Source organism: Thauera sp. WH-1 (genome assembly GCF_047806685.1).
Classification (GTDB): domain Bacteria; phylum Pseudomonadota; class Gammaproteobacteria; order Burkholderiales; family Rhodocyclaceae; genus Thauera.
The window spans coordinates 42,844-63,513 of sequence record NZ_JBLQGP010000021.1 but is presented as its reverse complement, the minus strand read 5'-3'; the positions used below and the strand labels follow the sequence as shown (position 1 = coordinate 63,513).

The 20,670-nt window shown below is 67.4% G+C and carries 17 protein-coding genes; 6 read left to right on the top strand and 11 right to left on the bottom strand.

The genetic code is table 11. From position 1 onward, the window contains the following. Window positions 1-27 precede the first annotated feature (27 nt). From ACMV5O_RS17675 to dctP, 3 genes are all read right to left on the bottom strand, one after another. Complete coding sequence (locus ACMV5O_RS17675) at window positions 28-1,560, bottom strand: TRAP transporter large permease (protein ID WP_416164708.1); 1,533 nt, start codon at window positions 1,558-1,560, stop codon at window positions 28-30. A gap of 1 nt (window position 1,561) precedes the next feature. Next, entirely contained in the window at window positions 1,562-2,203 is a 642-nt protein-coding gene (locus ACMV5O_RS17670) for a TRAP transporter small permease subunit (protein ID WP_416164707.1), read from the bottom strand. A gap of 61 nt (window positions 2,204-2,264) precedes the next feature. After that, window positions 2,265-3,347, bottom strand: coding sequence for a TRAP transporter substrate-binding protein DctP (gene dctP, locus ACMV5O_RS17665; RefSeq protein ID WP_416164706.1), 1,083 nt, complete (start codon window positions 3,345-3,347; stop codon window positions 2,265-2,267). A 311-nt stretch (window positions 3,348-3,658) separates the two neighbouring features. On the opposite strand from dctP, the gene ACMV5O_RS17660 reads away from it, so the two are divergent. Together ACMV5O_RS17660 and ACMV5O_RS17655 are read left to right on the top strand one after the other, a co-directional pair. After that, the gene (locus tag ACMV5O_RS17660) at window positions 3,659-4,588 is read left to right on the top strand and encodes a LysR substrate-binding domain-containing protein (protein WP_416164705.1); all 930 of its coding nucleotides are present in this window, start codon (window positions 3,659-3,661) and stop codon (window positions 4,586-4,588) included. Window positions 4,589-4,674: 86 nt separating this feature from the next. Then, on the top strand, window positions 4,675-7,764 hold the full coding sequence (locus tag ACMV5O_RS17655; RefSeq protein WP_416164704.1) for a valine--tRNA ligase: 3,090 nt from the start codon (window positions 4,675-4,677) through the stop codon (window positions 7,762-7,764). A gap of 95 nt (window positions 7,765-7,859) precedes the next feature. Here the strand turns inward: ACMV5O_RS17655 and ACMV5O_RS17650 are convergent, their stop codons facing one another. Beyond that, window positions 7,860-8,090, bottom strand: coding sequence for a sulfurtransferase TusA family protein (locus ACMV5O_RS17650; protein WP_416164703.1), 231 nt, complete (start codon window positions 8,088-8,090; stop codon window positions 7,860-7,862). A 141-nt stretch (window positions 8,091-8,231) separates the two neighbouring features. Continuing rightward, window positions 8,232-9,671 carry a M48 family metalloprotease gene (locus ACMV5O_RS17645; protein ID WP_416164702.1) on the bottom strand — a complete coding sequence of 480 codons (1,440 nt, stop codon included), beginning with the start codon at window positions 9,669-9,671 and terminating at the stop codon, window positions 8,232-8,234. A 124-nt stretch (window positions 9,672-9,795) separates the two neighbouring features. Here ACMV5O_RS17645 and moaC point away from each other — a divergent pair, with 124 nt between their 5' ends. The 3 genes from moaC to ACMV5O_RS17630 all read left to right on the top strand — a co-directional run bounded on the left by moaC (window position 9,796) and on the right by ACMV5O_RS17630 (window position 11,615). After that, window positions 9,796-10,284, top strand: coding sequence for a cyclic pyranopterin monophosphate synthase MoaC (gene moaC / locus ACMV5O_RS17640; RefSeq protein WP_416164701.1), 489 nt, complete (start codon window positions 9,796-9,798; stop codon window positions 10,282-10,284). A gap of 490 nt (window positions 10,285-10,774) precedes the next feature. Then, window positions 10,775-11,281: a hypothetical protein gene (locus ACMV5O_RS17635; RefSeq protein ID WP_416164700.1), complete on the top strand. Its 507-nt coding sequence runs from the start codon at window positions 10,775-10,777 to the stop codon at window positions 11,279-11,281. Between the two features lie 40 nt (window positions 11,282-11,321). Further along, entirely contained in the window at window positions 11,322-11,615 is a 294-nt protein-coding gene (locus tag ACMV5O_RS17630; RefSeq protein ID WP_416164699.1) for a YnfA family protein, read from the top strand. Between the two features lie 220 nt (window positions 11,616-11,835). Here ACMV5O_RS17630 and putA read toward each other — a convergent pair whose 3' ends face one another. Together putA and putP are read right to left on the bottom strand one after the other, a co-directional pair. Next, entirely contained in the window at window positions 11,836-15,501 is a 3,666-nt protein-coding gene (gene putA / locus ACMV5O_RS17625) for a bifunctional proline dehydrogenase/L-glutamate gamma-semialdehyde dehydrogenase PutA (RefSeq protein WP_416164698.1), read from the bottom strand. Window positions 15,502-15,631: 130 nt separating this feature from the next. Beyond that, entirely contained in the window at window positions 15,632-17,122 is a 1,491-nt protein-coding gene (putP, locus tag ACMV5O_RS17620; protein WP_416164697.1) for a sodium/proline symporter PutP, read from the bottom strand. 168 nt (window positions 17,123-17,290) lie between these two features. Between putP and chrA the strand changes: the two genes are divergently transcribed. Next, window positions 17,291-18,496, top strand: a complete 1,206-nt coding sequence (gene chrA / locus ACMV5O_RS17615) for a chromate efflux transporter (protein ID WP_416164696.1) — start codon at window positions 17,291-17,293, stop codon at window positions 18,494-18,496. Between the two features lie 83 nt (window positions 18,497-18,579). Here chrA and ACMV5O_RS17610 read toward each other — a convergent pair whose 3' ends face one another. From ACMV5O_RS17610 to thiS, 4 genes are all read right to left on the bottom strand, one after another. Then, a complete protein-coding gene (locus tag ACMV5O_RS17610) occupies window positions 18,580-19,314 on the bottom strand; it encodes an ATP-binding cassette domain-containing protein (RefSeq protein ID WP_416164695.1) in 735 nt (244 codons plus the stop codon). Between the two features lie 8 nt (window positions 19,315-19,322). Then, window positions 19,323-20,027, bottom strand: coding sequence for an ABC transporter permease (locus tag ACMV5O_RS17605; protein WP_416164694.1), 705 nt, complete (start codon window positions 20,025-20,027; stop codon window positions 19,323-19,325). 69 nt (window positions 20,028-20,096) lie between these two features. Beyond that, window positions 20,097-20,405, bottom strand: a complete 309-nt coding sequence (locus ACMV5O_RS17600; protein WP_416164693.1) for a hypothetical protein — start codon at window positions 20,403-20,405, stop codon at window positions 20,097-20,099. 3 nt (window positions 20,406-20,408) lie between these two features. Beyond that, complete coding sequence (gene thiS / locus ACMV5O_RS17595; RefSeq protein ID WP_416164692.1) at window positions 20,409-20,666, bottom strand: sulfur carrier protein ThiS; 258 nt, start codon at window positions 20,664-20,666, stop codon at window positions 20,409-20,411. Between the last annotated feature and the right edge of the window lie 4 nt (window positions 20,667-20,670).

The following is a 20,670-nucleotide window of genomic DNA, read 5'->3' as shown; positions in this document are numbered from 1 at the left end:
GCGGCCTTCGCGCAAGCCTCGCGCGCCCTACTTGCCGTACATCAGCCCCGGCAGCCAGGTCGCGATCGCCGGGAACACCACCACCAGCGCCAGCGCCAGCACCTGAATGGCGAGGAACACCAGCGACGAGCGGAAGATCGTCGCCATTCTGATCGAGGCCGGCGCCACGCCGCGGATGTAGAACAGCGCATAGCCGAAGGGCGGGCTGAGGAAGCTCATCTGCATGTTCACCAGATACAACACCCCGAACCACACCAGCACCTGGTCCGGGCTCGGTCCGGGCAGGCCGAACAGGCCGTCGAAGGTGAGCTGCTTGATGATGGGCACGAAGATCGGCACCGCCAGCAGCAGGATACCCACCCAGTCGAGGAACATGCCCAGGATCACCAGCAACACCATCATCAGCAGCAGGATGCCGTAGGGCGACAGGCCGGTGCCGAGCAGGGTCTCGGTGATGAAGGTCTGGCCGCCCTTGAGGATGTAGAGGCCGACGAAGATCGACGCCCCGAAGATGATCCACAGCACCATCGCGGTCGCCTTCACCGTCGACAGGCTGGCGCCGAACAAGCCCTCCAGCGTCAGCCGCCGGTGCAGCAGGGCGACGATCATGGCGCCGAAGGAGCCCAGGCCGGCCGCCTCCACCGGCGTCGCGATGCCGGTGAACAGCAGCCCGAGTACGGTGACGACGAGCGCGATCGGCGCGATCAGCCCGCGCAGCAGCCTGACCTTGGCGGCCAGACCGATACGCTCGGCCACCGGCACCGCCGGCCCCACCGCCGGGTTCAGGTAGGCGCGCAGCAGCACATAGGCGATGTACAGGCCCGACAGCATCAGGCCCGGCATCACGCTGCCGGCGTAGAGCTCGCCCACCGACTGCTGGGCCACCACCGCGTACAGGATGGCGAGGATCGACGGCGGGATCAGCACGCCGAGCGCGCCGCCCGCCATGATCGAGCCGAGCGCGACCTGCTCGTCGTAGCGGCGCTTGAGCATTGCCGGCAGCGCGATGATGCCCATGGTGACGATCGCCGCGCCGACCACGCCGACCATCGCCGCCAGGATCGTCGACGCGAGGATGGTCGCCACCGCCAGCCCGCCGCGCAGGCCGCCCATCCATTGGTACACGGCGTCGAACATCTCCTCGATCAGCCCCGCGCGCTCGAGCATGGTGGCCATGAAGATGAACAGCGGGATCGCCGCCAGGTCGGGGTTGGTCATCATCGGGAAGATGCGGCTCGGCACCATGTTGAGCATGGCCGCATCCCCCACCAGGTAGAGGAAGACCACGCCCAGGCCGCCGGCAACGAAGGCCAGCGGCAGCCCTGCCATCAGCAGCACGAACAGCGAGCCGAACATGATCCAGGTCAGCGGGCCCATGTCGACGTTGCCGAGCACGCCCTGCAGGCGGAACAGGAAGTAGTCCTCGCCCCAGGGGTCGTAGAAGGCGATGTTGACCGCCTCCACCGCCATCACCACGGCGAGCAGCAGGGCGAGCCCGTAGACGGTGTAGCGATAGGCGGGGCGCCCTCCCCTGGCCTGGTCAGCAACGGTGCGCTGCATCTCAGTGGTGCTCCTGACAGGCGCGCTCGAAGCGGCGGATGTCCTTGATCAGATGGGAAATGCCGGCCAGCAGGATGAGCACCGCGCCCAGCACCAGGGTCGCCTTGACCGGCCAGTACTGCACCTGCCAGGTCTCCAGCGAGCGCTCCCCCATGTTGTAGCTGTCGCTGAAGAAGCGCCAGCCGGTGGAGATCATCACCAGCACGAAGGCGAAGAAGAAGACCGAGGTGATCACATCGACCGCGCCGCGTGCGCGCGCCGAGAGCTTGGTGTAGATCACATCGACGCGGACGTGCGCGCCATGCAGCAGGCCGTAGGCGCCGGCGATCACGTACTGCATGCCGAACAGCAGATAGCTGCTCTCATGCACCCAGATCGTGGGCTGGTTGAAGGCGTAGCGCATGACCACCTCGTAGGTGTAGGCGAGCACCGCATTGACGCTCCACAGCGCCACGAACATGCCGGTGCGATCGCTCAGCCAGTCGACCGCGCGCTCGAAGGCGCTCGCCCCCTCCTCGTGCTTGACCGCCGGCAGCACGCCCTTTGCGCGGGCAGCGACGATCAGCAGCAGCGGCATCACCGCCAGCCAGCCCCAGTAAGCCCAGTGGGGCATGACGAAGCCGAATCCCTTGAGCTCGTACATCCTGTCCCGCTCCGCAAATGAAGCGGGTCGGCCCCGCAGGCCGACCCGGCACCCCGACAGCTCAGAGCGACTGGCCCTTGAGATCGTCGTCCGTCACATAGCCGAGCAGGTCGTTCTTCATGAACTCGAGCTGCATCTTGAACACGCGTCCGGCGTCCGCATCCTTCTTCGCCCAGTTGAACCAGATCGGGATCGCCGCCTTGCGGAATTTCTCGATGTCGTCCGGCCCCATGCGCGACACCTCGCAGCCCGCCTCGCGGAACTTGGTCATCGCCGCCATGTTCGCCTTCTGGATCTCCACGAAGTGCGTCACCGAGTAGGTGCGGACCTGGTCCTCGACCAGTTGCTGCATCTTCGGGTTCAGGCGACGCCAGGCGCCCATGTTGATGGTGAGGTCCATCAGGTCGACCGGCTGATAGACGCTCATCGTGCCCGGCGGCCCGAACAGGATGTACTTGGTGACCTGATGGAAGCCGAGGTCGTAATTCACCGCTGGCCCCACGTAGTCGGCGGCGTCGATCGTGCCCTTCTCCAGCGCCGGGAAGATGTCCGAACCAGGCAGCGCCACGGTCGAGCAGCCGAAGGCCTGGAACACCTCGGCCACCATGCCGCCCGGCAGGCGGATCTTCTTGCCCTTGAGGTCATCGACCGAGCGGATCGGCACCTTGGAGTGGATGATGTTGGCGTCGTGGTGGATGGGGCCGACGAAGTACAGGCCCTGCTTGGCGTAGATCTCGCGCGCCATCTCGAGCATCCCCAGGCCGTAGTACATCGTGTCCCACTGCGCCGGCTGGTCCGGCCCCATCGGATACACGGTGGCCGGGATCTTGCCCGCCCAGTACAGGGTGAAGGGGTTCATGCCCTGCAGCACGCCGCTGCGCACCGCATCGAACAGCGAGTTGTTGTCGGCCGCCACGGCCTTCGCCGGGAAGGGCTGGATGGTCAGCTCGCCGCCCGACTTCTCCTTGAAGCCGTTGCACCAGGTCTCGAACAGGCGGTAACCGGTGGTGCCCGCATCCCACACCGACTGCACCTTCCAGGTCGTGCCCGCCTGGGCCTGCGCATTGCCGATGAAAGGGGCGCTCACCAGCGCGCCGGCGGCGGTGGTCTTGAGCATGTCGCGTCGCGTGAATGTCTTGCTCATGGTGTCTCCTTCCCTCTTCGTGGTGAATGTCGTGCAAGCGTCACTTATTCCTGCAGCGCAGCAATCAAGCTGCCGAACCTCCCTGCCACAAAGCCGCCGCCTGCGCTCGAAGTGACTCCGAGAGATGCCTAGGGAATTCCCCAACATCGCCCGGATGCGCTACATACGGGAAAACCCGCAGGACTTCCGCCCCCATCAGGCAGTGGCGTCAGCGCATCTTGCCCCCATTCAAATGGCCCGCAAACCCTGCATAAGGAATATCGCTTATGCTTCTACGGAATTAATAATCCGGCATCTGCCGCGCCCATGCCATGGACAAACTGACCGGCCTGCAACTGTTCATCCGCCTCGTCGAAAGCGGCAGCTTCTCGCGCACCGCACGGGACATGAAGCTCTCGCAACCGACGGTGACCAAGCACATCGCCGCGCTCGAATCGCGCCTCGGCGGGCGCCTGCTCAACCGCAACACGCGCGGCATGCGGCTGACCGAGGCCGGCGCGCTGTATTACGAGCGCTGCAAGATCATCGAGCGCGAGCTCGAGGCCGCCGACCGCCTGGTCACCAACCTGGGCGAGGACATCTCTGGCCCCTTGCGCATCGCCTGCCCGGCCGGCCTCGGCCGCCACGTCATCTTGCCGCTGGCGCGCGAGTTCATGGCGCGCAACCCGGGCGTGCGCTTCGACCTGCAGCTCGACGACCACACCCTCAACCTGCTCGAGCATGGCATCGACGTCGCCGTGCGCATGGGGCGCCTGGCCGACTCCGCGCTGGGCAGCCGCCAGCTCGGCCGCAACCCCTGGGTGACGGTGGCGAGCCCGAGCTACCTCGAGCGCCAGGGCATGCCCGTCAGCCCGCACGAGCTCGCCACCCACGACTGCCTGGTGTACAGCAGCGTGCAGGGCGACCAGCGCTGGCACTACCGCGCGGCGGACGACAGCGCGGTGGCGGTCGCGGTCAGCGGCCCGCTACGCACCAACGACATCGACTCCATCCTTGCCGCCGCGCTCGCGGGCATGGGCATCGCCGCCCTCCCCGCCTATCTCGCCCGGCCCGCCATCGTGCGCGAGGCGCTGGTCCCGCTGCTGCCCCACCACACGCTGCCCGGGCAGCAGATGCACGCGGTCTATCCTTCGCCGCGCCTGGTGCCGACCAAGGTGCTGGCCTGGATCGAGTTCCTGCAGAGTCTTTTCGGCGACCCGAACTGGGTCACACGCGACTGGGCGCTGGCGACCCCGCGCTGAGCGCCTCGCCCATCCCGTGCGCGCACACGGGCCGCAGCGACGCATCCGCTATAATCCGCGCTTTGCCTTCACGCGCTAAAGACACCATGGAACTGGCCAAGAGCTTCGAGCCCGCCGACATCGAACGTCGCTGGTACCCGGAATGGGAATCCCGCGGCCATTTCGACGCCGGGCTCGACACGTCGAACCCCAACGCCTTCTGCATCCTGCTGCCGCCGCCCAACGTCACCGGCACGCTGCACATGGGGCACGGCTTCAACCAGACGCTCATGGACGCGCTCACGCGCTACCACCGCATGCGCGGCGACAACACGCTGTGGCAGCCGGGCACCGACCACGCCGGCATCGCCACCCAGATCGTCGTCGAGCGCCAGCTCGACGCCCAGGGCATCTCGCGTCACGACCTCGGCCGCGAGAAGTTCCTGGAAAAGGTGTGGGAGTGGAAGGAGTACTCGGGCGGCACCATCACCCGCCAGATGCGGCGGCTCGGCACCAGCCCGGACTGGAAGCGCGAGCGCTTCACCATGGACGAGGGCCTGTCCCGGGTCGTCACCGAGACCTTCGTTCGCCTGTACAACGAAGGCCTGATCTACCGCGGCAAGCGCCTGGTGAACTGGGACCCAAAGCTCGGCACCGCGGTATCCGACCTGGAAGTGGTGTCCGAAGAAGAGGACGGCAAGCTCTACCACATCCTCTACCCCTTCTCCGACGGCCCGATCGGCGAGCTGCGCGGCCTGACGGTGGCCACCACCCGCCCCGAGACCCTGCTCGGCGACGTCGCGGTGATGGTGCACCCCGAGGACGAGCGCTACGCGCAGCTCATCGGCAAGACCGTCGAACTGCCGCTGACCGGCCGCCACATCCCGATCATCGCCGACGACTATGTCGATCGCGAGTTCGGCACCGGCTGCGTCAAGGTCACCCCGGCGCACGACTTCAACGACTACGCGGTGGGCGGACGGCACAACATGCCTTGCATACGCATCTTGGCGTTGGACGGGACCATCATTTCCCCCACCACCGTCAGATCTGCTAAGGAGATTTTCTGGAACTACGATGCGTACGACGAAGAGGAGCGTCCTATCCACGCAGTCCTCTACGACTTGATGGCGGAGTGCTCAAAGGCTTCTTCAATTGATGAGGCCGTATCTCTGGTAATTCCGCCTAATTACCAGGGGCTCGACCGTTTTGATGGACGCAACGCGATCGTTGCAGATCTGGAAACCGCCGGCCTGCTGGTGGAAGTCAAGGCGCACAAGCTGCAGGTGCCGCGTGGCGATCGCACCGGCGTGGTGATCGAGCCGATGCTCACCGACCAGTGGTTCGTCGCCATGAGCAAGCCGGGCGCGGACGGCAAGTCGATCACGCAGAAGGCGCTCGAGGTCGTCGCCTCGGGCGAGATCCGCTTCTACCCCGAGAACTGGATCAATACCTACAACCAGTGGCTCAACAACATCCAGGACTGGTGCATCTCGCGCCAGCTGTGGTGGGGCCACCGCATCCCCGCCTGGTATGACGACGAAGGCCGCATCTACGTCGCCCAGAGCGAGGAAGTGGCCATCGCCCACTGGAAGGCCGACCTCGAAGTCGAGATCGCCGGCCTCCAGGCCGAGGTCCAGGCCCGCCAGCGCCAGGGCCAGACGGCCGAAAGCTATCCCGAGCTCGCCGAGCGGCTGTCGGTCCTGCACGCGCGTCATGAGGAAGGCCGCCTGCGCCAGGAAGAGGACGTGCTCGACACCTGGTATTCCTCGGCCCTGTGGCCCTTCTCGACGCTGGACTGGACCGCCGAGTGGCCCGAGAAGAGCAACGACGCGCTCGACCTCTATCTGCCCTCGACCGTGCTCGTCACCGGCTTCGACATCATCTTCTTCTGGGTGGCGCGCATGGTCATGATGACCAAGCACATCACCGGCAAGATCCCGTTCAAGCACGTCTATGTGCACGGCCTGATCCGCGATGCGGAAGGCCAGAAGATGTCGAAATCCAAGGGCAACGTGCTCGACCCGATCGACCTCATCGACGGCATCGCCCTCGACGAGCTGGTCAAGAAGCGCACCTATGGCCTGATGAACCCCAAGCAGGCGCAGAGCATCGAGAAGAAGACGCGCAAGGAATTCCCCGACGGCATCCCCGCCTTCGGCACCGACGCGCTGCGCTTCACCTTCGCCAGCCTGGCCAGCCCGGGCCGCGACATCAAGTTCGACCTCGCCCGCTGCGAGGGCTACCGCAACTTCTGCAACAAGCTGTGGAACGCCACCCGCTTCGTGCTGATGAACACCGAAGGCCAGGACTGCGGCCTGGGCGATCACGGTGCCGACCAGTGCGTGCCCGGCGGCTACCTCGACTTCTCCTTTGCCGACCGCTGGATCGTCTCCCGCCTGCAGCGCACCGAGGCTGAGGTGGCCGAACACTTCGCCGCCTACCGCTTCGACCTCGTCGCGCGCGCGGTGTATGAGTTCGTGTGGGACGAGTACTGCGACTGGTATCTCGAGCTCGCCAAGGTGCAAATCCAGAGCGGTACGCCCGAGCAACAACGCGCCACCCGCCGCACGCTGCTGCGCGTGCTCGAGACCGTGCTGCGCCTCGCGCACCCGCTGATCCCCTTCATCACCGAGGAGCTGTGGCAGACGGTGGCGCCGCTCGCCGGGCGCAAGGACGGCGACAGCATCATGCGCGTGCGCTACCCGCAGGCCGACCTGGGCCGCATCGACGAGGCCGCCGAGGCCAGAGTCGCCGAACTCAAGGCGATGATCTACGCCTGCCGCAACCTGCGCGGCGAGATGAACATCTCCCCCGCCCAGCGCCTGCCGCTGGTGGCCGCGGGCGACAAGGCGGCGCTGGCGGTGTATGCGCCCTACCTCGCCGGCCTGGCCAAGCTGTCGGAGGTACAGGTGGTCGACGAGATCGGCGCCGAGGAGCTCGCGCCGGTGGCGGTGGCCGGCGAAACCCGCCTGATGCTGAAGGTGGAGATCGACGTTGGCGCCGAGCGCGAACGCCTCAAGAAGGAGATCGTCCGTCTCGAGGGCGAGATCGCCAAGGCTGAAGGCAAGCTCGGCAACGCCAGCTTCGTCGACCGCGCCCCGGCCGCGGTCGTCGCCCAGGAGCGCGAGCGCCTGGCAGGCTTCAAGGCCACGCTCGACAAGCTCAAGCCGCAGCTGACCAAGCTGGGCGGCTGACGCCGGGCGCGCACAACGCCTGCGCCCCCAACAAAAAACGGGCCGCGGCCCGTTTTTTTGTTGCGGGCGCCGCGATCGCGCCGGCTTGTCGCGACCTACTTGCGCTTGAGGTAGAACTCGAAGGACTTGTCAGCCGTCTCGGTCTGGCCCACCAGCTCGTTGCCCGTCTGCCGTGCGAAGGCCTGAAAATCCTTGACCGAGCCAGGATCGGTGGCGAGCACGCGCACGACCTGACCGGACTGCATCTCGGCGAGCATCTTCTTCGCGCGCAGGATCGGCAGGGGACAGTTCAGCCCACGAGCATCCACTTCCTTGTCGAAATTCATCCTTTGTCCTCTGTCCAGGGTTCTGTTCGGGCCCATGATTCTAATGGATGCCGCCATACGCCGAAAGGCGCGCACCGCCCTTGCCGAGCAGCGCTGGCGGCCAGGCGCAGCACGGCAGACCCCTCAGGGCAGCCGCCACGCTCAGCGCTCGCGCCGCTCCTCGAGCAGGCGCTGCTGCAGCTCGCGCAGCCGCGCATCGACGGCCGACAGCTCGTAGAAATCGCCGTCGCCCGCCCGCCGCGCGATCTCGAGCTGCTCGATCGCCGCCGGCAGGCTGCCGCGCAACACGTAGACCTCGGCCTGGGCCCGATGCTGCGCGGTGCGCCGGCCCAGCTCGGCATTGGCGCGCGACAGCAACTGCCACAGGCGCGGGTCGGCGCTGCGGGTGTCGATCATGCGCCGCACCCCCGTCGCCGCCTGCTCGGCCTGACCGCCCTGGATGCGCGCCTCGGCAAGCAGGTAGACCAGGCTGCGATGAGCGGGAAACTGCTGCTGCGCGGCCTCGAGCGTGCGGATCGCAGCCGGGGCCTGCCTGCGCGCCAGGCTGATCTCGGCCGCGAGCGAGGCCAGCCAGGGCGAAGGCGCCGCGCGCGCGCGCAAGGCCTCGATCTGCCGCGCCGCCTCGTCGGCCCGCCCCGCACGGAGCAAGGCCCGCGCCAGGCCGTAGGCGACGGCCTCGTCCTGCGGGCTGCGGGCGAGCAGGTCCTCCATGTCGCGCACCGCATCCGCCGGCTGGCCGGCGCTGGCCCGCAGCTTGGCGCGCACGTAGCCGAAATCGGGCGAATCCAGCACCTGGCGATAAGGCATCGCGGTGACGCGGTTCTCCATGTCGGCAATGCGCTCGGTGGTCAGCGGGTGGGTACGCAGATAGGCCGGCGCGTTGTTCTCGTACATGCGCGTGGCGCGCTGCAGGCGCTCGAAGAAGCTCGGCATGCCGCGCACGTCCAGCCCGGCGCCATGCAGAGTCTCGAGGCCCACACGGTCGGCCTCGCGCTCGAAGGCCCGGGTGTAGCCGAGCTGCGACTGGATCGCGCCCGCCTGGCCGGCGGCGATCGCCGCCTGGCTCACGTCCGAGTTGCTGCGCGCGGCCAGCACCGCCACCAGCAGCGAGGCCACCATCAGCATGGCCGACTGGCTCTGCTTGCCGACGATCTGCGCGATGTGGCGCTGGGTGACGTGGGCGATCTCGTGCCCCAGCACCGACGCGAACTCGGACTCGGTCTGCGCCGCCAGCAGCAGGCCAGTGTGCACGCCGATGTAACCGCCCGGCAGCGCAAAGGCGTTGAGCGTGGGGTCGCGCACGACGAAGAAGTCGAAGTCCTGCGCCGGATTGTTGCTGGCTGCCGCCAGCCGATGGCCGAGGCGATTGACGTATTCCTCGACCTCGGGATCGTCCAGATAAGCGGCATCGCGCCAGCGGATCTGGCTGATGATCTGCTCGCCGATCCGGCGCTCGGCGGCGGGGGAAAGCTCGGACGCCGCGACGTCGCCCAGATCGGGCAGATCGTAGGCAAGTACAGGCAGAGGCGCTGGCAGGGCCAGCGCCAGGCTGAGCAGCAGGGCAAGAGGTCGGCGCATCATCGGGTGCTATGATACCCGCCGATCCGAACCCGTTCCCCTGCCCGATGTATCGGTGTGTTCTGCCGTCCCGCCCTGGCACTCACGCGGCACACATCGCGCTCGGCCCCTGCCCTGCAGAGGTCTCATGAATGCACAAGCCCCCTCCCCGCTGACCCACTTCGACGCCGACGGCCAGGCCCACATGGTCGACGTCGGCGCCAAGGTCGAAACCCGCCGCGTGGCGGTCGCCACCGGCCGCATCACGATGCGCCCCGAGACCTTCGCGATGGTGAAATCGGGCAGCGCGCAGAAGGGCGACGTGCTCGGCATCGCGCGCATCGCCGCCATCCAGGCCTCCAAGCGCACCAGCGAGCTGATCCCGCTGTGCCACCCGATTCCGCTCACCCGGGTGGCGGTGGACTTCGAGCCCGACGAGGCCGGCTCCGCCATCCAGTGCACCGTGACCGCCGAAACGGTCGGCCGCACCGGGGTGGAGATGGAAGCGCTGACGGCGGTCAACGTGGGACTCCTCACCATCTACGACATGTGCAAGGCGGTCGATCGCGGCATGCGCATGGAGGGCATCCAGTTGACGGAGAAGCTGGGCGGCAAGTCGGGGCACTGGAAGGCCTGATCTGTCGGCCGAGGCGATCCGGCTCGGCCGACAGCTCGCCCCCTACTCGCCGAGCCGGAGTCCGCCCGCTGAACCGGCAAACGGGTGTCGATCTGGCCCCACCCCGATCAGGTCGGAGCCTTGATCAACCGAGGAGGTACTTCCAGACGTCGTCGCGGGCGCATTGAATCTTCGCATCGATTGACATCAACCCGCGCCGCTCGGCAGGCATGGTCAATGGCCGGTTCCGCAGCCATCCCGTATGAGCTCACGAACCCTGCGGTGCGCTGCATGAACAGACTGGATTCACCGGCGGTGGTGATGGCGCCGCAGAACGCGGCCGTACGGCGGGCAATGGCCGGCCTGTCGCTGTCAATGTTGCTGTCCTCGCTGGGCACCAGCATTGCGAACGTAGCCCGGCCGATGTACGGCCGGTCGCGATCCCGCGGACGGCCTTCGACACGACGGGCGTCGTCGTACTCGCGCTGACGCGGCCGCCTATGCGTTGGCGATGACGATCAACAAGGGCAGTTCTAGGCTCCTCAACGGCATGCTGCTCCTGACGGCCATCGTCGGTGGCGGCCTGTTCGTGTGGCGCGAAGCGCGGACACAAGCACCGCTGCTGCGGCTGACCCTGTTCCGGCAGAGGCCGCTCAGCGCCGGGTTTGCAATGAGCGCCCTCGTCACTGCGGTGGTGATGGCAACGCTGGTGGTCGGCCCGTTCTATCTCGCCAGTGCGTTCGAACTGGATGCGGCGCGGGTCGGTCTGGTGATGTCGTCCGGCCCCCTCGTGGCCACGCTGTCGGGCCTGCCTGCCGGCCGCCTGGTGGATCGCTTCGGTCCCCAGCGCATGGCCGTTGCCGGCCTGGTGGCGATGCGGCTGGGTGCCTTCACACTGCCTCGCCTGTCCGCCGGCTTGGGCTTGCCCGGCTATGTCAGCGCGCTCGCCTTCTCCGTCGCCGGTGCTTTCGTCCTGACCGCACTGGTCATTGCCGTCCGCTCGAGCGCCGCAGCGTAGCGTCGTTAGCCCGTGCGCACCACGGATTCGAGGACGACCAATGGCCGGGATCGTCGGCTGCTATCTGCCCTGGCTCGTGTTGAAGCAGGGCAGGAGTGCCTGGCTGCTCGTGCCCGCAGCGCTGTCGCTGGCCGCCTTCGCCTGGTTGCTGACGCTACACCCGACGGCGGCCGGGCGAACCTATGCTGCTTACGGTGGAATGTACATCGCGGTCGCCTTGGTGTGGCTTCGCGTCGTGGATGGCATTGCACTGACCCGCTGGGATATCGCAGGCGCCGGCGTCGCGCTTGCCGGCATGGCCATCATTGCGCTGCAACCGGCTTCCTCTCCCTGAAAGGATGACTGTTGCTGCTGCCCGAGGCCGCCGAGGCCAACGTCTCAGCCCGACCCTTATGGAAAGCTTTCCGTAAGGGTCGGCTGCCGTCAGCCACCCGTGGCAACCTGCTGCCCCCTCCAAACCAGGGCACCCAGCCCGTCTGGGGCCATTTGGGTTCGATGGCCTAGCCCCCGACCTGGCAAGCCGTCGAGCCTGAAGCCTGCGGGCAACGCGGCGTCTACCCCGCCGTTGCCAGCAGGCTCGCGTTGCCACCCGCCGCGGTGGTGTCGATGCACAGATGGCGTTCCACCACGTAGCGTTCCGGCGCGATGGTCTGGGTCTCGAGCGGTACGATGGCGCCGTCGCGCCTGGCGAGCGCGATGCGCAGCTCGCGAGTCCAGTCGCTGGCGCCCGCCGCGGCCACCGCCGCGATCCCCCGGACCGCGCCCAGCGTCTCGGCGGTGACGACGCCGTCGAGCGCGGCGACCGGCGCCCCGGCATCGATCAGCGGGCGCACGGACTGCTTCACGTCCGGCGCGACGAGCACAGCGGCGCAGCCCGCACCGAGGGCCTGCACCGCCTGGGCAAGCGCGATCTCCGGGGTGGGCCCGAGGCAGAGCACGGGCCCCTTCGGATACAGCGACAAGCGATTGCTCTCCCCCGTCGGCCCTGGAAGCGTCTGCGGCGTCATGTCGAAGGCCGCGGTCTCGTTAAGGGCCTTGCGGATCAGCCCGCCCTTGCCACTCAGCGTCTTGCGCAGCACCGCGACGCGATCGGGTCGCGCCGCCCAGTTGCTTGCGTCCAGCCCGTCGAGGGCCGACTGGAGCTCCCCGAGTGGCACGGCCCTCCCCTTTGGCGCGTCGTGCTGCTCGACGGCGGCCGTGCGGCGGAAGCGGGTGACGTAGTGCGGGCCGCCGGCCTTGGGCCCGGTGCCTGAAAGGCCCTCGCCGCCGAACGGCTGGGAGCCGACGATGGCGCCGATCTGGCTGCGGTTGACGTAGACGTTGCCGACATGCAGACGCTCGACGACCTGCTGCACGCGGTCGTCGATCCGGGTATGCAGTCCGAAGGTCAGCCCGAATCCCCTGGCATTGATTGCGTCGACCACCTTGTCGATGTCGCGTGCCTTGAAGCTGGCCACGTGCAGCACGGGGCCGAAGATCTCGCGCTCGAGATCCTCGATGCCCCCGACCTCGACCACGGCGGGGGTGACGAAGGTCCCGACGCCGGGCGCAGACAGCTTCTTCAGCACCTTGCCGGCCTTTTCTTGCGCCGCCACATAGGCGCTGATGTCGTTCTGGGCGTCGGCATCGATCACCGGCGACACGTCGGTGGCGGTGTTCCAGGGGTCGCCGATGGTGAGCGCGTCCATGGCGCCGTAGAGCATGTCGAGCAGCCGGTCGCGCGCCTCTTCCTGGACGTACAGCATCCTGAGCGCCGAACACCGCTGGCCGGCCGACTGGAAGGACGAGATCAGGATGTCGCGCACCGCCTGCTCGGTGAGCGCGGTGGAGTCCACGATCATCGCATTCAGTCCGCCGGTCTCGGCGATCAGCACCGCATCCGGCCCCGCGTTCTGCGCCAGGGCCTTGTGGATGATCTGCGCCACCGGGGTCGAGCCGGTGAAGCAGACGCCGGCGATCCGCGGATCGCTGGTCAGCGGCCCGCCTACCGTCGGCCCGTCGCCGGGCAGCAGCTGCAGCGCCGCCTCCGGCAGGCCGGCCTCGCGCATCAGCTCGACGGCACGGGCGGCGATCAGGGGCGTCTGCTCCGCGGGCTTGGCGAGCACCGCATTGCCGGCCACCAGCGCCGCGGCGATCTGGCCTGTGGTGATGGCCAGGGGAAAGTTCCACGGGCTGATGCAGACGAAGATGCCGCGGCCACGCCCCGTCTCTTCCGCTTCCAGCCGCTCGCCCTCGTTGGCGTAGTAGCGCAGGAAGTCCACCGCCTCGCGCACCTCGGCAATGCTGTCGGACAGCGTCTTGCCGGCCTCGCGCGTGGTGATCGCGATCAGCTCGGCGACGTGTTCCTCGTAGAGCTCGGCGGTGCGGCGCAGCACCTCGGCCCGCTCCGCCGCCGGACGCGCCGACCAGACGCGGAAGCCTTCCTCGGCGGCGTCGAGGGCGGCCGCCACCTCGTCCGGCGTCGCCTCATGCACCTTGCCCACGACCCGCGAACGGTCGGCCGGCGACGCGACATCGCGCGCCGGCCCCCGCGGCGCCGGGCAGCCTGCCAGCATGGGCCCGGCGGTCCAGGTCGCGTCGGCGAACGCCTCCCGCGCCTTCAGCAGCGGCAGGATCGAGGCGGGTTCGTTGATCCGGTAGCCACGCGAGTTCTTGCGCTCGGGCGCGAACAGCTCGGCGGGCGGGCGGATCGACGGATTGGCGATGGCATCGCCCAGGCGCTGCAGCTCGCTCACCGGGTCGCGCGCGATCTCACTGGGAGGAATGGCGGGGTCCACCACCTGGTTCACGAACGAGGAGTTCGCCCCGTTCTCCAGCAGACGACGCACCAGATAGGCCAGCAGGTCGCGGTGCGCGCCGACCGGCGCGTAGATCCGGCAACGCGTCCCCTCCGACTGCTTGACGATCTGATGCAGCGACTCGCCCATGCCGTGCAGGCGCTGGAACTCGAAGCTGTCCTTGTCATGGCCGGCCATGGCCAGCACCGCGGCGCAGGTATGGGCATTGTGGGTCGCGAACTGCGGATAGATGCGGTCACGGCGATCGAGCAGCATCTGCGCGCAGGCCATGTAGCTGACATCGGTGCTGACCTTGCGGGTGAACAAGGGGAAAGTCTCTACGCCCAGCTCCTGCGCCAGCTTGATCTCGCTATCCCAGTAGGCGCCTTTCACCAGCCGCACCATGATCTTGCGATCGAGCCGCTCGGCAAGGGCGTAGAGCGCCTCGATCACCGCTGCGGCGCGGCGCCCGTAGGCCTGGACCACGATCCCGAATCCGTCCCAGCCGGCGAGAGCGGGGTCGGGCAGCAGCGCCTCGATCACGTCGAGTGAGAGTTCCAGCCGGTCCTGCTCCTCGGCGTCGATGTTGAAGCCGATGTTGGCCTTGGCCGCCTGCTTCGCCAGGTCCAGCGCGCGCGGGACGAGTTCGGCGATGACCGTGTCGCGGTGGGTGTATTCGTAGCGCGGATGCAGGGCCGACAGCTTCACCGAGATGCCGGGGCTGGATCGCACCTCACCCTTGGCCTGGCCGGCGATCGCGCTGATCGCCCGGGCGTAGGCCGCGTGATAGCGGACGGCGTCCTCATCGGTCCGCGCCGCCTCGCCCAGCATGTCATACGAATAGGTGTAGCCCTGCTTCTCGAGTTCGCGGGCGTTCTTCATGCCCTCCTCGATGGTCTGGCCGAGCACGAACTGGCGGCCGAGGATCTTCATCGACTGGGCGACCGCGGTGCGGACCAGCGGCTCGCCCACCCGCCGCACCAGGCCGCGCAAGGCCCGCACCGGCCCCTTGGGGTCGTCATCGAGCACCTTGCCGGTCAGCATCAGTGCCCAGGTCGAAGCATTGACCAGCGGCGAGGATGACTTGCCGAGGTGTGCGCCCCAGTCGGACGGCTCGATCTTGTCGTGGATGAGGTCGTCGATGGTTTCCGCATCGGGAACGCGCAGCAGCGCCTCTGCCAGGCACATCAGGCCGACGCCCTCGGCGGTGGAGAGTCCGTATTCGGCGAGGAATGCCTCCATCATCGAGGGCGAGGTTTCCTTGCGCACGCGCTCCACGAATCCGGCGCCGACGGCGGCCACCTTTCGGCGACCGTGCTCCGACAGCTTGATGCGGTCGACCAGCCTGCCCAGCACCGCTGCCTCGTCGGCGAAACAGTCGTCGCGGATGCGCGAGCGGAGCGCGCCGATTTCGCGCTGTGGATGAAGGTTCGCTTCGTTCATGCTCGATCTCTCCTGGCCATCCGACACAAGGCGTCGACGCCCCGAGCCGGCATTGCCCTCCTGCACGCTCAGGGCAAACGAGAACACCCTGTTCGAAGCCGCTTGAACAAGTGCGGCAGGCGCGCTTCTTTCAGCGCTCGATGTGCTGATACTCGCCGGCATCGGCAGTCAGACTGCTCACCGCCAGGATCGCAATGAAGGAGGCGATGAATCCGGGAATGATCTCGTACACCCCGGGGCCACCCATGAACGATCCGTTCCAGCCCAGCGAAATCCAGATCATGACGGTGGCGGCACCCACGAGCATCCCCGCGATCGCGCCCGTGCCGTTGGTGCGCGGCCACATCAGCGACAGGATGATGAGCGGGCCAAACGCCGCACCGAAGCCTGCCCATGCATTACCGACCAGCCCCAGCACCTGGGAGTTCGGATCGGACGCAATGACGGCGGCGACCAGACCGACCAGCACGACACAAATCCGGCCCACGGTCACGCGCTCGCTGTCGGTCGCTTGTTTGCGCAGGAACAGCCGATAGAAGTCCTCGGTCAGGGACGATGACGACACCAGCAGCTGACTGGAAACGGTACTCATGATCGCAGCGAGCAATGCGGCGTAGAGGAAACCGGTGATCAGCGGATGGAACAGCAGATCCGCCAGAATGATGAAGATCGTTTCCGGATCCTGGACATCCATCCCATTGCGGATCGCATAGGCCCGGCCGAAAATCCCCACCGAGATTGCGCCGACCAGCGAGACGAGCATCCAGCTCATGCCGATGTTGCGGGCGATTGGAACATCCTTCAGCGCCCGGATGGCCATGAAGCGCACGATGATGTGCGGTTGGCCGAAATAACCCAGGCCCCAGGTCACCGCAGACAACCAGCCGACGAAGGTCAGCCCCTGCGTCCAGGAAAGCAGCGCGGGATCGACTCGATTCAGGTTCTGCGACGCCTGGGCGAAACCGCCGCCACCTTCGCCAAAGAGAACGACCGCCGGCATGATGACCAGTGCCAGCATCATGATGCAGCCTTGCACGAAGTCCGTCATGCTGACGGCCAGGAAGCCACCGACAACCGTGTAGGCCAGCACCACGCCCAGGGTAATCACGATACCGACGGCGTAGTCGCTCAGACCGCCAAAGTTGAAGATCCCGGAAAACGCCGTCTCGAACAGTTTGCCGCCGGCAACCAGGCCTGATGCGGTGTACACCGCAAAGAAGACGACGATGACGATCGCGGATACCGGCCTGATCGACATTGCCCGGGTCGGGAACCGGTTCGCCAGGAATTCTGGAATGGTGATCGCATTGCCATAGTGAACCGTCTGCTCGCGAAGGCGTGGTGCGACCAGCAGCCAGTTGAAGTACGCCCCCACCAGCAGACCGATACCGATCCAGGCCGAGGCCAGACCCGATACGAACAGCGCCCCGGGCAAACCCAGCAGCAGCCATCCACTCATGTCCGACGCGCCTGCCGACAGGGCCGCCACCTGCGGACTGAGGCCTCGGCCCGCCAGCATGTAGTCTTCGGACGAAGACGTCGATTTGCGCATCGCATAGAAGCCGATGACGATCATGAGCGCAAAGTACGCAAGAAGACTGATCCAGATACCGATGGCCATGAGCATTCTCCAGTCGATGCAGGACGGAACCACCACTGACAGGTTCCCGCGACTTCTCTGAAGGAAAGGCGGTGAAACGGCACCCCTCAAGGTCGCATCAGTTTGTCGTATTCCGGATACGAATCTCGACTAACCTGCCCTCGCACTGCCTGAGATCAAGATGCGACCATGACCGACAGCACCAAAGACGACCGCAGCCCCTGGGCTGTCTTCCTGATTTTTCTCCGACTGGGCCTGACCTCCTTCGGTGGCCCGATCGCCCACCTGGGCTACTTTCGCGATGAGTTCGTGACGCGGCGGGAATGGCTGACCGAGCGCAGCTATGCGGATCTGGTCGCCCTCTGCCAGTTCCTGCCGGGACCGGCCAGCAGTCAGGTCGGCATCGCGCTCGGCCTGTACCGCGCCGGCCATGCCGGCGCCCTGGCCGCGTGGGCCGGCTTCACGCTGCCGTCGGCAATTGCGCTGATCCTGTTTGCGCTGGGCATCGCCAGCTACGGCGACGCGATGCCCTCTGGCGTGCTGCACGGGCTGAAGGTGGTTGCGGTGGCGGTGGTCGCGCAAGCGGTATGGGGGATGGCGCGCAATCTCTGTCCAGACGCACCGCGCATCACGCTGATGGCGGCGGCTGCCTGCTTCGTGCTACTGGTGCCGTCAGCGTGGGGCCAGGTGGGGGTCATCGCGATTGCCGCGATCCTTGGCCTGCTGCTGTTCAAGCCTCAGCAGGGGGCCACGCACGAGCCCTTGCCGATTGCCACGCGGCCGCGGGTTGGCATATTCCTGCTGACGCTGTTCCTTGCGCTGCTGCTGGGCTCGCCGTTGTTGTCGGCGATGGTCCCCAATCAGACCCTGTCGATGGTGGATGCCTTCTACCGGGCCGGGTCCCTGGTCTTTGGTGGCGGGCATGTCGTGCTGCCGCTGCTGCAAACCGAGGTCGTGCCCAATGGCTGGGTCGGCAATGACGCCTTTCTGGCGGGCTACGGTGCGGCGCAGGCCGTGCCGGGTCCGCTATTTACCTTTGCGGCGTTTCTTGGCGCATCGATGAACCAGGCACCGGCCGGCTGGCTGGGTGGCCTGATCTGCCTGCTGGCGATCTTTGCGCCCTCCTTCCTGCTTGTGCTGGGTGTGCTGCCGTTCTGGGAACGTCTGCGCCGCCACACCCGCACGCAGGCGGCGCTGCTGGGCATCAACGCGGCCGTGGTCGGCCTGCTGCTGGCCGCGCTCTATCAACCGGTGTGGACGAGCGCGATCCACACGCCGCGAGACTTCGGCCTGGCCCTCGTGGCCTTGATCGCACTGATGTTCTGGAAGCTGCCGCCGTGGCTGGTGGTGGTCGGCAGCGGCGTCGCGGGCGGCTTGTTGAGCGCGGTGCTGTGAGGCCCAGGCGAAGCCCTCTTCGGTCTTGGCGTCGTCGTGGCATTGCGGCACCCCGCACTGCGCGGCGCGCATCGGGCTGCGCCTCAGGGACTCGGAAAACGCATGCGCCAGGGCAGTTCCCCCTGGATGAAGAGCCGCGCCTCGTCCGACTGCGGGCGCGAGAAGAAGCGCTGTACCGGCGTGTGTTCGCACACCCGGCCAGCGGACATGAAGACGATGTCGTCACCCAGACGGGTCGCCTGGCCGAGGTTGTGGGTCACCATCAGGATGCGCGTGCCGTCGGTGCGGATCTCGCGGATGATGCGCTCGACCTCGGCACTCGCAGAAGGATCGAGGCTCGCGGTCGGCTCATCGAGCAGCAGCAGGCGTGGCGCGGTGAGCCAGGCGCGGGCGAGGGCAAGGCGTTGCTGCTCGCCGCCGGAGAGCTGATGCGCGCTGTCGTCGGCGCGGTCGGCGAGGCCGACGCGCTCGAGCACCGCCAGCGCCCGCCGTCTGCGTTCGGCCGCGGCCATGGCAAGCGGCTTCAAGCCCAGCGCTGCATTGTGCAGCACCGAGGCGCGCAGCATCATCGGCCGCTGGAACACCATCATCACGCCCTGCGCCGGCCGGCTCGCACCCTCGTCGCCCCAGGCCATGGTTCCGGCACTGGGCTCGACCAAGCCGCAGATCACCCTCAGCAGCACGCTCTTGCCCGCCCCGTTGGGCCCCAGCACCAGGGTGATGCCTTCGTCGCCCAGCTTCAGGTCGATGCCGGCCAGCACCGCGCGGCCATTGGGCTGGTAGCGCAGGTCGCGGATGTGCAGGGGAAAGATCGCCATCGTCCGCCTCAGCCGTAACGCCGCATCGCCCAGTGGCGCAGCCCGAAGGCCAGCGCGTTGAGGGCGAGGATGAGGACGATGAGCACGATACCGAGCGCGATCGCGAGCGGCAGATCGCCCTTGCTGGTTTCGAGCGCGATCGCGGTGGTCATCACCCGGGTGGCGCGGTCGATGTTGCCGCCCACGATCATCACCGCGCCGACCTCGCTCATCGCCCGTCCCAGGCCGGCCAGCACCGCCACCAGCAAGGAATGGCGGCAGTCGTAGAGCAGCGTGGTGACGCTGTCCCACCACGAAAAGCGCATCAGCTGAAGCTCCTCGGCATAGCGCTGCCACACGTCCTCCACCACCTGGCGCGTGATCGCCGCCATCAGCGGCACCACCAGCACGGTCTGGGCGATGACCATCGCCAGCGGCGTGTACAGCAGGCCGAAGCTGCCGAACGGCCCCGAGCGCGACAGCAGCAGGTACACCACCACCCCGACCACCACCGAGGGCAGGCCCATCAGGCCGTTGATGAGGACCGACAACGTGCTTTTGCCCGGAAAGCGCCCCACCGCGATGCAGGCACCCAGCGGCAGCCCGATCAGCGTCCCCAGCACCACCGCGCCACCACTGACCTGCAGCGACAAGGTCACGATCTCGGCCACCGTGTGGTCGAAGGTGGCAAGCAGCGACAGCGCATCGGAGAAGGTGCTGGCGAAGGCAGACATCGCCGGGGAGCATACCCGAAACCCCGTACGGGTCGCAGCGCGAAAGGCGCAGGCGCGGCCGCGCGGCGGTCAGCCCCCGCCTTTTTGCATCGCACGATCCAGCCGCGCCAGCAAGGCGCCGCGGCTGGCTTCGTCGCCGGGGCCGAAGCGGTAGCGCACGTCCAGTTGCGGCAGTTCGAACAGGCCAAGCCGGCGCACGCCGGCGGGTTCGATGTCGATGACAAGCGATTGGGCGCCATCCTGCAGGGCAAAGCGCAGCGCCTCGGTGCTGCCCTGCACGACCGGCCAGGCCTGGCGCAGGTCGCGCTCGAACTCGCGGGGCGTGGCCGTGACCCGGCGCGCGAAGGATTCGGGCACCGGGCCGTTGATGAAGGCCACGGTTCAGCCGCCGGCGATCGGCGGCCAGATGGCGAGCTCGTCGCCGTCCTGCAGGCGGCGCTTCGGGCGCTCCGAGGGTGGCACGAAGTGGCCGTTGACCAGCACCAGATGGGCGCTTCGTTCGGGCACGCGGTAGCGGTGGATCACGTCCGCCACCGTCGTGCCCTCGTCCATCATGAGTTCCAGCCGGTTGCCACGATGGCCATCGGGCAGGTAGTCGGACAGCGACGCGAAGAGCTTGAAGCCGATACGGATTGTCACGCGG